This is a genomic window from Parapedobacter sp. 2B3, assembly GCF_041925275.1.
Taxonomy (GTDB): domain Bacteria; phylum Bacteroidota; class Bacteroidia; order Sphingobacteriales; family Sphingobacteriaceae; genus Parapedobacter; species Parapedobacter pyrenivorans_A.
Genome location: NZ_JBHEUZ010000003.1, coordinates 203,506 through 217,440, shown reverse-complemented (window position 1 = coordinate 217,440; position 13,935 = coordinate 203,506). Strand labels below are relative to the sequence as shown.

The 13,935-nt window shown below is 51.4% G+C and carries 10 protein-coding genes and 1 tRNA gene; 9 read left to right on the top strand and 2 right to left on the bottom strand.

Going from position 1 to position 13,935, the window contains the following annotated elements; genetic code table 11:
* Positions 1–36: 36 nt before the first annotated feature.
* Both ACEVG1_RS05510 and ACEVG1_RS05505 read left to right on the top strand, forming a co-directional pair.
* Complete coding sequence (locus ACEVG1_RS05510; protein ID WP_374742575.1) at positions 37–564, top strand: DNA-3-methyladenine glycosylase I; 528 nt, start codon at positions 37–39, stop codon at positions 562–564.
* A gap of 385 nt (positions 565–949) precedes the next feature.
* A complete protein-coding gene (locus tag ACEVG1_RS05505; RefSeq protein WP_374742574.1) occupies positions 950–1,414 on the top strand; it encodes a DUF1572 domain-containing protein in 465 nt (154 codons plus the stop codon).
* Between the two features lie 258 nt (positions 1,415–1,672).
* Here the strand turns inward: ACEVG1_RS05505 and ACEVG1_RS05500 are convergent.
* Both ACEVG1_RS05500 and ACEVG1_RS05495 read right to left on the bottom strand, forming a co-directional pair.
* Positions 1,673–1,763, bottom strand: a tRNA-Ser gene (locus ACEVG1_RS05500).
* A 73-nt stretch (positions 1,764–1,836) separates the two neighbouring features.
* Entirely contained in the window at positions 1,837–3,228 is a 1,392-nt protein-coding gene (locus ACEVG1_RS05495) for an arginine decarboxylase (RefSeq protein WP_374742573.1), read from the bottom strand.
* Between the two features lie 208 nt (positions 3,229–3,436).
* On the opposite strand from ACEVG1_RS05495, the gene argS reads away from it, so the two are divergent.
* The 7 genes from argS to murA all read left to right on the top strand — a co-directional run bounded on the left by argS (position 3,437) and on the right by murA (position 13,898).
* Positions 3,437–5,221 carry an arginine--tRNA ligase gene (gene argS / locus ACEVG1_RS05490; protein ID WP_374742572.1) on the top strand — a complete coding sequence of 595 codons (1,785 nt, stop codon included), beginning with the start codon at positions 3,437–3,439 and terminating at the stop codon, positions 5,219–5,221.
* Between the two features lie 16 nt (positions 5,222–5,237).
* Positions 5,238–6,302 (top strand): oxidoreductase, encoded by a 1,065-nt coding sequence (locus tag ACEVG1_RS05485; RefSeq protein WP_374742571.1) that lies wholly within the window; start codon positions 5,238–5,240, stop codon positions 6,300–6,302.
* A gap of 52 nt (positions 6,303–6,354) precedes the next feature.
* Positions 6,355–7,548 carry an NAD(P)/FAD-dependent oxidoreductase gene (locus tag ACEVG1_RS05480; RefSeq protein WP_374742570.1) on the top strand — a complete coding sequence of 398 codons (1,194 nt, stop codon included), beginning with the start codon at positions 6,355–6,357 and terminating at the stop codon, positions 7,546–7,548.
* Positions 7,549–7,983: 435 nt separating this feature from the next.
* Positions 7,984–9,564, top strand: a complete 1,581-nt coding sequence (gene dnaB, locus ACEVG1_RS05475; protein ID WP_374742569.1) for a replicative DNA helicase — start codon at positions 7,984–7,986, stop codon at positions 9,562–9,564.
* A 56-nt stretch (positions 9,565–9,620) separates the two neighbouring features.
* Positions 9,621–11,891: an ATP-dependent helicase gene (locus ACEVG1_RS05470; protein WP_374742568.1), complete on the top strand. Its 2,271-nt coding sequence runs from the start codon at positions 9,621–9,623 to the stop codon at positions 11,889–11,891.
* Positions 11,892–11,919: 28 nt separating this feature from the next.
* Entirely contained in the window at positions 11,920–12,576 is a 657-nt protein-coding gene (locus ACEVG1_RS05465; RefSeq protein WP_374742647.1) for a DUF4290 domain-containing protein, read from the top strand.
* On the top strand, positions 12,573–13,898 hold the full coding sequence (gene murA / locus ACEVG1_RS05460) for a UDP-N-acetylglucosamine 1-carboxyvinyltransferase (RefSeq protein WP_374742567.1): 1,326 nt from the start codon (positions 12,573–12,575) through the stop codon (positions 13,896–13,898). Before ACEVG1_RS05465 ends, murA begins: the two co-directional genes overlap by 4 nt.
* Positions 13,899–13,935 lie beyond the last annotated feature (37 nt).

Genomic DNA, 13,935 nt, shown 5'->3' with positions numbered 1-13,935 from the left:
CAATAACATATGTCCTATTGTTCTGCTATAGAAGCAATGCAAACCGGAGAAAGAAAGGCATTGCACAAAAACTACCACGATAATCATTATGGTTTTCCGATTTACGATGACAACGAACTGTTTGGCCGATTGGTTATGGAAATCAACCAGGCGGGGTTGAGTTGGGAAACGATCCTGAAGAAAGAAACTTCGTTTCGCAACGCATACAGTAATTTCGATATCGAAAAAGTCGCGGCATACGCCGAAGCGGATAGGGAAAGGCTATTGGCCGACGCAGGTATTATCCGCAACAAACTAAAAGTAAATGCGGCGATAGAAAACGCAAAGGCCATCCTGGTTTTGCAAAAAGAGTTTGGCTCTTTCGCTCAATGGCTGGAACACCACCACCCGAAGACAAAGGACGAATGGGTTAAGCTGTTCAAGAAAACATTTCGCTTTACGGGTGGTGAAATCGTAAATGAGTTCTTAATGAGTATCGGCTATTTGCCCGGGGCACATTCCGAGGGCTGCCCGGTTCGCGCGCAAATCTTAAAAGAGAAGCCTATGTGGGCGAAGCAGCTTTGAAAAAGCGACCGGATTTTACACGGGCCATTCGCTGCGCTCATTCAGCCCTCTGGCTTGTTGTTAGAAGACCGTTCCTTACAATTCCACAGTAAAGCAAGGCTTTGGGCAAAAAATACTCGGGAACGAAGCGAGCAGGGAAGATTTTTTTGAACAAACCCCCTTGGGGCTTGGCCTTGACGACCGGGGGATTGGGGGATTTGCTAACGAAAAGGCCAAAGGAAATTCGCCTACCGCTGATAACAAAGGGCTACGCAAGCAGAGTTTAGATAGAGGGAAGAAAAGCAGACGGAAATTTAGTTGGGCAATGGATAGGTGCAATGACGAAAGTCTTGGAAATAGACAGATTGAGAAATCATGTAACTTTATAGCTTAAACAATTATAATAATGGGACTTAGTTACGAATTGGCACGGAGATTCAGAGAAGTGGTTTTGAATGGGACTTTTATAGCAAACACCAATTACAAAGACCAATTAGACGGACTTGACTGGAAATTGGCAACGAAAGAATTGGGCAATCTAAATTCAATTGCTACCCTCTCACAACACATTCATTACTACGTAAAAGGAGTTAAAAATGCTTTTAAGGAAGAAACTTTAACCATAAGTGATAAGTATAGCTTTGATTTTCCAGCTATAACGTCGAGTGACCAATGGGGAGCTTTCTTAAGTGTTTTTTGGAGCGATTCCGAAGAATTTGCTCAAATTATTGAACAAATGCCGGAAGAACGCCTTCAAGAGATTTTTATCGTTGAGAAATATGGTACCTATCTCCTAAATATAGAGTCGATGATCGAGCACTGCTATTATCACTTGGGGCAAATAGTATTATTGAAGAAGCATTTTGTTTAGTTTAGTTACCTAAATTGATTGCTTGATTTTGTGGTATATCAAAGATGAATTAAAAGTTGCCGTGAAAGTCCGTAAAAAGGAATTGGAAAGCAAGAAAGCATTGTTGGTAATAGTCATCCCGTGCGGGGAGGCTTCACCCGCAATGAAGCCATTCGCTGCGCTCATTCCTTTTTCTGTTTAACTGGCTTAGCTCAAGCACACTTGGCTCGTCTATTAAACAAAAAGCCCCTCGTTTAAAACGAGGGGCTTTATTTGGGCTGGCGGAAAGGGAGGGATTCGAACCCTCGAGCCGGTTACCCCGACTACAGTCTTTCCAGGACTGCTCATTCGACCACTCTGACACCTTTCCGAACGGGTTGCAAAAGTAAGGGTTTATTTTAGCATTTCAAATGTAAAAATGAACGCAACGATTGCCGTGCAACCTATTGGTATCCCAGCAACCGGAGCACTTGCTTGCTGTTCTGCTCCTCACCGAATACCTCGAAGTTGAATGTTTCGTCGCGGTTACGCCGGATCAGCACATGCTTGGGCGAGGGGAGTAGGCAATGGTGGATGCCTCCGTAGCCACTGAGCACTTCCTGGTAGGCCCCGGTATGGAAAAAGCCCAGGTATTGCAGCTTGCGCGTTTTGGGCATGAATACACTGTTGATATGCGCTTCCTGGCTGTAATAATCCTGCCCGTCGCAGGTAATCCCGCCTAGGTTTACACGCTCGTACTCCGCATCCCAATTGTTGATGGGCGCCAGGATGTACTTCTGGTTAAGCGCCCACACATCGGGTAGGTTGGTGATGAACGACCCATCGAGCATCAGCCACTTTTCGCGGTCATTCTGCTGCTTGCGGCCAATTACCTTGTAGAGGATGCCCGACGCTTCGGCCACCGTGTATTTGCCAAACTCGGTGATGATATCCGGCTCCATCACTTCGTGCACCGCACAGATCTGTTTGATGCGGTTGACGATTTCGTTGACCATGTATTCGTAATCGAAATCGTGCACCAAGGAATCCTTGAAAGGCATGCCGCCGCCGATATCCAGTGTGTCGAGGTCCGGATTGATTTTCTTGAACTTGCAATACAACGTGACGTATTTTTCCAACTCATTCCAATAGTAAGGCGTGTCGGAAATACCCGAATTGATGAAGAAATGCAAGAGTTTTACCCTGAAATTCGGATTGGGTACCACCTTGCTGTTATAGAAATCGAGGATATCTTCCAGCCGGATGCCTAAGCGCGAGGTGTAGAAGGGCGAGTCCGGTTGCTCTTCCGCAGCGATCCGGATACCTAAATTACAGGGTTCGTCCAGCTCCACCTCGTCGTCATAGATGTTGAACTCTTCCTTATTGTCCAGCACCGGGATGATGTTCTTGAAACCATCGTGTAGCATATCGACGATGTACTGCTTGTATTGGTAGGTCTTGAAACCGTTACAGATTACGGTAATCTCCTTGTTTACCACCCCTTTCTTTTCGAGCGCATCGATCATCGGCATATCGAATGCCGATGAGGTCTCCAAGTGGATGTCGTTTTTCAGCGCTTCTTCTACCACATGCCTGAAATGCGAACTCTTCGTGCAGTAACAGTATTTGTAAGACCCCCGGTAATTGTGCTTCAGGATCGCTGTTTGGAACAATATCTTGGCTTGCTGAATCTTCTTGCTGATGATGGGCAGATAGGTGAACCGTAGGGGTGTACCATACGTCTCAATCATCTCCATTAGGTTGAGGTCGTGGAAGTACAATTCGTCATCGATGATTTCAAACCCATCCTGTGGAAACCCCACACTGAGGTCAAGAAATTCCTGATAGCTCTGCATTTTTTTTATATTTTTATTCTAAACAATCATTCCGTCTCTTCAGCGGTAGAAGAGAATTAGACAAACATCCGCTTGCATATAATAGGGTGTTTGTCTAAGTTTGGCAAAGATATGTTTTCGGTATGAATACGTCGCTATAAAAATAGTTACTATTGTAAATTCGTTATTTACGACATCGACGCTAAGAATTTAATGCTTAAACACTTACATGGCAAGTACGATACAACAACAACTCATCTACCATACGAAACAGGCAATTAGGGAATTATACGATGCCGACTTACCCGACCATCAGCTAGCCATCCAGGAAACGCGGAAGGAATTTGAAGGACAACTTACCATCGTTGTTTTCCCGATGACCCGGTTTTCCAAGAAGTCGCCAGAAGCCACCGGAAATGATATCGGGGTTTACCTGCTGGAGCACTTGCCCGAGCTTACGGCCTTCAACACCATCAAAGGGTTCCTGAACCTGAGCCTGTCTGACGCCTATTGGACCTCGTTGTTTACAACAGTGATCAGGCAGGAAAGGTTTGGTCGATTTCCCGCCAACGGCAGGAAGCTCATGGTTGAATACTCGTCGCCAAACACCAACAAACCCCTGCATTTGGGCCACATACGCAACAACCTACTGGGCTATTCGGTAGCATCCATCTTAACGGCATACGGCTATGAGGTAATCAAGGCCAACCTGGTGAACGACCGTGGCATCCATATCTGCAAATCGATGCTGGCATGGCAGCGGTGGGGCAATGGCGAAACGCCCGCGACCAGCGGCCTCAAAGGCGACCACCTGGTGGGGAAGTATTACGTGCTCTTTGACAAAGTGTACAAACAGGAAATAGACCAGCTCAAAGCGGAAGGCCATACGGAGGAAGAAGCGAAAAAGCAGGCACCCATTATCCGCGAGGCCCAGCAGATGCTCCAGCAATGGGAGGCGGGCGATGAAGCCGTCATCGGTCTCTGGAAAACGATGAATAGCTGGGTGTACAGCGGTTTTGAGCAGACCTACACGCGCCTCGGCGTCGACTTCGATAAATACTATTATGAATCGGATACCTACCTGCTCGGTAAAGACATCATCAATGAAGGGCTGGAGAAGGGCGTGTTTTTCAGGAAGGAAGACAACTCCGTATGGATAGATCTTACCAATGATGGGCTGGACGAGAAGCTGGTACTGCGTGGCGATGGCACCTCCGTGTACATAACGCAGGATATGGGTACCGCCCAGCTGAAATACGACGATTTCGGCATGGACGAATCGATTTACGTGGTGGGCAACGAGCAGGATTACCACTTCAAAGTGCTGTTCCTCATCCTTGAAAAGCTGGGCAAACCCTGGGCGAAGGGGCTCTTCCACCTGTCGTATGGGATGGTAGACCTGCCCTCGGGCAAAATGAAATCACGTGAAGGTACGGTGGTGGATGCCGACGACTTGATGGATGAGATGGTAGCGACCGCGAAAAAACGCACGGAAGAGCTGGGGAAAACCGAAGGGCTGCCCGAAGCTGAAAAGGCACAGCTGTACGATATCATCGGTATGGGCGCACTCAAGTACTTCCTGCTTAAGGTTGAGCCCAAAAAGCGGCTCCTCTTCGACCCCAACGAGTCCATCGATTTCCAAGGGCATACCGGACCGTTTATCCAGTACACCCATGCGCGCATCCAATCGGTGCTCTCAAAGGGTGGTTACACCTCCCTGTTGGCCGTGGTTGTACCGGCTGTGCTGGCGGAGAGCGAGCGCGATTTGATCCAACTGCTTGGTAATTTCCCGGCAACCATCGCAGCGGCTGCCAAGGAATTCAGTCCGGCACAGGTGGCCAACTACGGCTATGAGGTGGCTAAGCAATACAACAAATTCTATCACGAGGAGACCATCCTCAAAGCGGAAGATGAGGCGGTCCGTCATTTCAGGCTGCATCTCTCGGCCGCCACGGCCCGCATCATCGCCAACAGCATGCAACTGCTGGGTATTGAGGTGCCGGACCGCATGTAAAACGTAGCTGATTATTATGAATAAAGTGATCAATGTAGGGCTGATCGGCTTTGGTGTAGCCGGCCAGGTATTCCATGCCCCTGTCATCGCCTCGGTAGATGGTTTGCGGCTGCACCGCGTTACCGCCCGCAAACCGGACCAGCAAAAGTTGCTGCGAGAACGGTACCCCGATGCCTTACCGGTGGGTAGTGCAGAAGCACTCATCCAAGCCGATGATATCGATCTGGTTGTCGTGGCCACTTCAAATGATGTGCACCATTCGCTCACCAAAGCCGCGCTTTTAGCAGGCAAGCATGTGGTGGTCGAAAAGCCGTTTACCAATACATCGGCCCAGGCCGATGAACTTATCGCGTTGGCGCAACAGCGCGACCGCTTACTCACCGTGCACCACAATTCGCGGTGGCACAGTGACTACCTCACGGTGAAGAAAGTGATTGGAAGCGGACAACTGGGGCGGCTGGTGGCATTCGAAGCCCGGTATGACCGCTTCCGCAATACGCTCCGGGAAAACGCATGGCGCGAGGAAGACCTGCCCGGATCGGGTATCCTCTACGACCTCGGTGCCCATCTCATCGACCAGTCCATACAGCTGTTCGGTTTGCCGCAGGCGGTCAATGCCGACCTGCGCAAGCAGCGTACCGGCGTGCAGGCGGTGGATGATTTTGAAGTGATTTTGCATTACCCCGCGCTGAAAGTGTCGCTCAAAGGAGCCATGCTCGTCAAAGAGCCCTCGCCAAGGTACGCCCTGTATGGTGTAGATGGCGCATTCGTTAAATATGGGGTCGATCCGCAGGAAGCAGCGCTCAGAGCAGGGAAAATGCCCAAGGATGATCCGGATTGGGGAAAGGAGCCCGAAGAAATATGGGGCAAACTGAATGTGCTGGAGGATGGCCGGGACCGCATCGAATACCTGCCCAGCCAAAGGGGAGACAACCCGGCGTTTTACCGGAACGTGTATGAAGCAATTACCGGGCAAAGTGAATTGCAGGTGAAGCCGGAACAGGCGCGGGACGTGATCAGGGTCATCGAATTGGCAGAGCGTAGCTGGGCGGAAAGACGGACACTGGATATAAGTCACTAGTCATAAGACTTATGACTAGTGACTTACGACTAAAAAAGACTTACGACTAAAAATGACTTATGACGCCATCATCATCGGCGGTGGGGCCTGCGGCCTCATGTGCGCGGTCCAGGCGGGCATGCGCGGCCGGCATACGCTCGTGTTGGAAAACAACGGCCGACCGGGAGCCAAAATCCTGATTTCGGGTGGTGGTCGGTGCAATTATACCAACCTGTACACGGCCGTGGAAAACTTCATATCGGCCGATCCTGCATTTGCCCAGGCCGTGTTTGCACAATGGACAGTAGCGGACACGGTTCGGTTTTTCGAACAAAACGGCATCTTGGGGAAGGAGAAGACACTGGGCCAACTGTTCCCCATAAGTGATAAGGCAAGGGACGTAGTAAACGTATTTGTTAAGCTGATGCAGCAATACGGTCAGGAAATGGCGCTGAATAGCAGGGCAGTCGCCGTGGATAAACCGGCCAATGGCCATTTCGAGGTGTCATACGACCGGGATGGCGAAGTACGGCGCGTTAGTGGGCGCTCGGTAGTGGTGGCCAGTGGCGGATTGCCGGTGGCGAAGCTGGGTGCCAGCGATTTTGCGGTGCGCACCGCACGCCGGTTTGGGCTTGAAGTGGTGCCCACGGCGCCGGCATTGGTTCCGTTGGCCATCACGGGTAAGGATGCCGATTGGTTCGCAGCACTTTCGGGCAACAGCGTGTACTGCCGGGTGTCCAATGCGCGGGCTGCTTTCGAAGAGAACATCCTCTTTACCCATTGGGGGCTCAGCGGTCCGGCGGTCCTGCAACTGTCGTCCTACTGGCGACCAGGCGAAGCCATCACCATCGACCTGCTTCCGCACCACGACATGGAACAGCTTATCAAGCAGCAACGCCAGGCGGGGGGAGCACGGCTGGTGCGGCAACTGCTGGGCGACTTCTATTCGCGCCGGTTTGTTGAATCCCTCGGCAAATTCCTCCCTATCGATACCAAGATCGCTTCGCTGAGCAAAGCCGATGCGAAACTGATGGGAACGACGATACACCGCTTTACGGTAACGCCTGCAGGCGATAAGGGCTATGACAAGGCCGAAGTGATGCGCGGCGGCGTAGCCACCCATGAATTGGTAGCGCAGACATTGGAGGCGAAGCGCGTACCGGGATTGTATTTCGGCGGCGAGGGGGTGGACATGACCGGGTGGCTGGGCGGTTACAATTTCCAGTGGGCATGGGCCAGTGGCTATGCGATTGCCCAGGTAATCTGATCTGATTCCGGCGGCTGCCGATCGCGCTGGATTTACGTTATTTTCGACCCTTAAAATTTCTAATCAACTGGTACTCATTTGTTCCCTATCGCGGTGGTTTGAAACGCACTTCATTGGCGTGGTTTTTGGCGCATTAACAATTGGTAAAGTTATTAACAAAGTTGTATCTTGTTGTTTTCCAGTGTCTGCTGGCTTTTATTAACATTTTTTGCACATTGGGCGTTGATAAACTGTCCTGTTAATTGCACTTGTTTCCAGCGGAAACACGGTAGGGAAAAAGGGGGTGTGAAAAGGTTGTTTAGAACTTGTCGGAAAGCGGCCCGTAAATTTCCCTAGTTTTGTTACGCTGTTTTTGAAATGGCAACCGGTGATAAACCACCGTATCGATGCTGCTTTATTATAGATAAACTGAAATAAAACGTTGTTGTAAATAAGATGACAAACCAAAATGAATATGCTTCCAATCCATCGAGTCCATCAGGGCGGGGTTCGTTTGCCGAGCGCCGTACGCGGCTGAATAATTTGGTGAGCGGATTGGGCAAGCTGCCTCCGCAGGCCGGAGACTTGGAAGAGGCCGTGCTGGGGGCACTCATGCTGGAGAAAAATGCGCTCAGCGAAGTCATCGATATTCTGAAGCCCGAAACGTTTTATGTGGAGGCGCACCAAAAGATATTCGAAGCCATTTACAACCTGTTCCAGAAAACATCGCCCATCGATCTGCTCACGGTAACGGCCGAATTGCGCAAGATGGGTGCCCTGGAACTGGTAGGGGGGGCTTATTATATCACGCAACTTACAGACAGGGTGGTTTCGGCTGCGAATATCGAATACCATGCGCGTATCATTTCGCAGAAGTACATCCAGCGCGAGCTGATAAAGATATCGACCGAAATCATCAACAACGCCTACGAAGATACCACCGATATCTTCGACCTGTTGGACCATGCCGAAAAAAGCCTGTTCGATATCGCCCAAAACAACCTGCGGCGGGACACACGCAAGATGGACGACATCATGCGGGAGGCCGTGGAGGCGTTGGAGACGCTGCGCGACCGTACCGATGGACTCACCGGCGTACCATCGGGTTTTACCGAGCTGGACCGGATGACGTCGGGGTGGCAACCGTCTGACCTAGTGATCGTGGCCGCGCGGCCAGCCATGGGAAAGACGGCTTTCGTACTGAGCTGCGCGCGCAATGCGGCAGTTGACCATGATAAACCCGTAGCGGTATTCTCCCTCGAAATGTCGTCCGTGCAATTGGTCAACCGCCTTATTGCCGGCGAGACCGAAATCGAGCAGGAAAAGCTGCGGAAGGGCAACCTGGCCGACCATGAGTGGACCCAACTGCATTCGCGCATCGGCAGGCTTACGCAGGCTCCCTTGCTCATCGATGATACCCCGGCACTGAATATTTTCGAGTTCCGCGCCAAATGCCGGCGATTGAAAGCGCAATACGACATCCAGATGGTCATCGTCGACTACCTGCAACTGATGCACGGCAAGAGCGATGGCAAGGGGGGCAACCGCGAGCAGGAAATCGGTAGCATCTCGCGGTCGCTTAAATCGGTCGCCAAAGAATTGAATATCCCCGTCATTGCCCTTTCACAGTTGAGCCGGGCGGTGGAAAGCCGGCCTGGTGGAAGTAAGCGGCCCATGCTATCCGACCTGCGCGAATCGGGCTCCATTGAACAGGATGCTGATATGGTGCTGTTCCTCTACCGTCCCGAATATTACGGCCTTACCGAAGACGAGGCAGGGCGGCCCACGGCGGGTGTTGGCGAGGTCATCATCGCCAAGCACCGGAACGGTGAAACCGGAACGGTGCAGCTCAGGTTCATTGGCAAGTATGTGAAATTTGCCGACCTCGAAGACGACTTCTCATTCGGCGGTGGCGCACCCTTCGGCGATTCGGGTTCGTTTTCGTCGGGCATGGCCCCATCTGCGTCGTTCGATCAACCGGGAAGCATCACCCGGCAGTCGCGCATGAACGACATGAACGACGATTCGCCTTTTTAGGCTGAAATTTTATATCTTTACACCGCAATCGAGGAAGATATTTAGCGTAGACGATTTTGGATTATTTAGCTGGTTTAAACCCGTCGCAACGGGCCGCCGTGGAACAGACCGAAGGGCCTGTGATGATCGTAGCGGGTGCTGGCTCGGGTAAAACCCGGGTAATCACTTACCGCGTGGCCCACTTGGTCCGCAACGGCGTAGACCCGTTCCATATTTTAGTGCTCACCTTTACCAACAAGGCCGCCAAGGAAATGCGCCAACGGATTATGAGCGTGGTGGGCAACGAGGCCAAGAATATTTGGATGGGGACCTTCCACTCGGTGTTTGCCAAGATACTGCGGGTCGAAGCCGAGCATATCGGCTACCCGCGCAATTTTACCATCTACGATACGGACGATAGCAAAAGCCTTATCCGCAGCATCCTTAAAGAGATGCAGCTCGACGATAAGCTGTACAATGCAAACTTCGTTTACAACCGGATATCATCGGCCAAAAACAACTTGATTTCGGCACAGGAATATAACAGCAACGAGCAGCTGCAGGCCGATGACTTCGCCAATGGCCGTGGGCAACTGGGCCAGATTTACCTCACGTATGCCCAGCGGTGCTATAAGGCCGGTGCGATGGATTTCGATGACCTGCTCTTCAAAACCAACGTGCTGTTCCGCGAATATCCCGAAGTGCTCCACAAGTACCAGCATAAGTTTAAATACTTGATGGTGGATGAGTACCAGGATACCAATTTCTCGCAATACCTAATCGTGCGCAAGCTCGCCGCCATCAACGAAAATATTTGTGTGGTAGGCGACGATGCACAGAGCATCTATGCCTTCCGCGGGGCAAACATCCAAAATATCCTCAATTTCGAGAAGGATTATCCCGACCTGAAGGTCTTTAAGCTAGAGCAGAACTACCGCTCCACACAGAATATCGTCAACGCTGCCAACAGCGTGATCGCCAACAACAAGGACCAGTTGAAGAAGCATGTGTTTTCGGAGAACGAGGCCGGCGATAAAATCAAGGTACACCGGGCATTCAGCGATAACGAGGAAGGAAAGATCGTAGCCGAAGCGATTGCCCAGGAACGTGCCCTCCACGGAGGTCATTACCGGAATTTTGCCATCCTGTACCGTACCAACGCGCAGTCGCGCGCCATGGAAGAAGCCCTGCGGAAAATCAATATCCCCTATAAAATCTATGGCGGAACCTCTTTCTACCAGCGTAAGGAAATCAAGGATCTGATTGCCTATTTCCGGCTTACGTTCAATCCGAACGATGAAGAGGCCATCAAACGGGTGATCAACTACCCGCGCCGCGGTATCGGCGACACCACCTTGGATCGCATACGCGTTGCTGCCGACCAGCGCCAGCTCACCCTTTGGGAGGTCATCAGCAACGCGGCCACCCATCTCGATGGGCGCAGCGCGGGCGCTGTCGGCCTATTTGCCACCATGATACAGGGCTTCCAAGCAGAAGCTAAAAAGCATACGGCTTACGATGCGGCTATGCACATTGCACAGCACTCGGGGATATTGAAAGACCTGTATGCGGATAAATCCGTGGAAGGCCTCAGCCGTTACGAAAACATCCAGGAGCTGCTCAACGGTATCAAGGAGTTTAGCGAGCGTGAGGATATCGAAGACAGGGGGCTCGACGTGTTCATGCAAGACATCGCCCTGCTCACCAATGACGACAACGACAAAGACCCCAACGCGGATACCGTTTCGCTGATGACCATCCATTCGTCGAAAGGGCTGGAATTCCCCCACGTGTTTATCGTGGGGCTGGAAGAAAATCTGTTTCCCTCGCAGTTGTCGCTCAACTCACGCAGCGACCTGGAAGAAGAACGACGGCTTTTCTACGTGGCGGTGACCCGTGCCGAGAAAAAGCTAACGCTCAGCTATGCAACGTCGCGCTACCGCTGGGGTACGCTCAATAACTGCGAGCCAAGCCGGTTTCTCGACGAACTGAACCCGGCCTACCTGGAGCTCGATTTCAAGCCGCGGTCGGCTCCCGAAGGCTCCGCATCGTTTGCCGAGGAACGGTCTGCGTGGGGCGATCGGGATGTGTTTACCAAACCCAAGCCGAAGGTGGTGCCCAAAACAAGGACACTGCTGCTCAAAGCGCATACGCCAACACCGGGGTTTGAACCGTCCGATACCAGCGGCCTGCAAGTGGGCATGGAGGTCGAACACGAACGCTTTGGTTTTGGAAAAGTGATCCAACTGGAAGGCAACAAAAGTGACGTGAAAGCAACTATTTTCTTCAAAGAATTGGGGCAGAAACAATTGTTGCTTAAATTTGCGAAATTACGCATCGTAGGATGAGCGGAATAACAACGAAACAACAATGGAAATAGACTTTGATTACAATAGCACGCGGCCGAAACTGATTTTGGCAGAATATGGCCGTAACGTGCAGAATATGGTGGATTACATTTGCACCCTGCCTAGCAAGGAAGAACGCAACCGCCATGCCCAGGTTGTGATAGACATGATGGGATTCCTCAATCCACACCTACGTGATGTGGCCGATTTCAAGCACAAGCTGTGGGATCACCTGCACATCATATCCGATTTCAAAATAGATGTGGATTCACCCTATCCTATACCCGATCAGGATTCGATCCATCCCAAGCCCGATCTGCTCGACTATCCGCAACATCGCATCCGGTTCAAGCATTACGGCCATACCATCGAACAAATGATTGAGCGGGCCAGGATAATCAATGACCCGGAGAAGAAGCAAAGTATGACGCTCGCCATTGCCAATTTCATGAAAATGGCCTACCTCACGTGGAATAAGGATTCGGTAGAGGACGATTCGATCATCGCCGATCTCCGCGATCTTTCGGGCGGTGAACTGCAGCTTCCACCAGACGCGACCTTGACCAAGCTCGACTTCAAAAGCCCGCCCCCGGGCAGCCGTACAAAAGGCGGGGCAGTCCAGCAAAACAATAACAACGGAAAGAATAAAAAACAGCAGCTGCAAAAGAAAAAGAAGAAGCATTGAATGCATTCGAAATACACGGTGGAAAGCCGCTGAAGGGCGAGATCGTACCGCAAGGGGCTAAAAACGAGGCGCTCCAGATTCTGTCGGCGGTGTTGCTTACCGATGAGCCGATGACCATCAGTAACATCCCCGACATCAAGGATGTGAATAAGCTGATTGAATTGTTGGTCGATCTGGGGGTGGAGGTGCACCGGCTCGGGAAAGATACCTACACGTTCCGGGCAACCGATATCAATCTCGATTATTTCAAGTCGGCAGCCTTTAAGGCGAAAGGTAGTGGCTTGCGCGGATCGATTATGATCGTCGGACCGTTGTTGGCCCGATTCGGTAAGGCAGCTATCCCCAAACCGGGCGGCGACAAAATAGGCCGCCGCCGGCTTGACACCCACTTCCTCGGGTTTGAGAAATTGGGTGCCCGCTTCCGTTACGATGCCGATACGCATTTTTTCAACGTCGATGCCACCAACCTCACCGGCACGTATATCCTCATGGAAGAGGCGTCCGTAACAGGTACCGCCAATATCGTGATGGCCGCCGTGCTCGCCAAGGGCACTACGACTATCTATAATGCGGCCTGCGAGCCCTATCTCCAGCAACTGTGTAAGATGCTGAACCGCATGGGGGCAAATATTTCCGGCATCGGATCAAACCTGCTTACCATTGAGGGGGTAGACCAGCTAGGGGGCACGGAACATCGCATGTTGCCCGATATGATCGAGGTCGGCTCTTTTATCGGGTTGGCAGCGATGACGGGTTCGGAGTTGACCATCAAAGATGTACACTTCCATGAGTTGGGGGTTATCCCCACGGTATTTTCCAAGTTGGGGATACAGTTCGAGCTCCGCGGGGATGACATTTACATACCTGCCCAAAGCAGCTACGAAATCGATACGTTTATTGATGGTTCTATCCTTACCATTTCGGATGCACCGTGGCCCGGCTTCACACCCGATTTGCTGAGCATCGTACTGGTGGTGGCCACGCAGGCCAAGGGTAACGTGCTTATCCACCAGAAAATGTTTGAAAGCAGGTTGTTCTTTGTCGACAAGCTGATTGACATGGGGGCACAGATTATCCTCTGCGATCCGCACCGGGCAACCGTGATCGGTCTCAATAACGCGTTCCGGCTGCGAGGGATTGAAATGACCTCACCGGATATCCGGGCGGGTGTATCGCTGCTGATTGCAGCACTCTCTGCCCAAGGGAAATCCATTATCCACAACATTGAGCAGATTGAACGTGGCTACCAGGATATCGAGCATCGGTTGCAGGCATTGGGTGCCGATATCAAACGCATCCAGGCCGACCCGAAACTTCACTGAAAACATTTTTGTCTATAAATTGTTAATTTGCCTGTAT

Excerpts from the sequence above, each read along its gene's own strand:
- ACEVG1_RS05510 (WP_374742575.1), top strand. The coding sequence starts at position 37 with ATGCAAACCGGAGAAAGAAAGGCATTGCACAAAAACTACCACGATAAT.
- ACEVG1_RS05505 (WP_374742574.1), top strand. The coding sequence starts at position 950 with ATGGGACTTAGTTACGAATTGGCACGGAGATTCAGAGAAGTGGTTTTG.
- ACEVG1_RS05495 (WP_374742573.1), bottom strand. The coding sequence starts at position 3,228 with ATGCAGAGCTATCAGGAATTTCTTGACCTCAGTGTGGGGTTTCCACAG.
- argS (WP_374742572.1), top strand. The coding sequence starts at position 3,437 with ATGGCAAGTACGATACAACAACAACTCATCTACCATACGAAACAGGCA.
- ACEVG1_RS05485 (WP_374742571.1), top strand. The coding sequence starts at position 5,238 with ATGAATAAAGTGATCAATGTAGGGCTGATCGGCTTTGGTGTAGCCGGC.
- ACEVG1_RS05480 (WP_374742570.1), top strand. The coding sequence starts at position 6,355 with ATGACTTATGACGCCATCATCATCGGCGGTGGGGCCTGCGGCCTCATG.
- dnaB (WP_374742569.1), top strand. The coding sequence starts at position 7,984 with ATGACAAACCAAAATGAATATGCTTCCAATCCATCGAGTCCATCAGGG.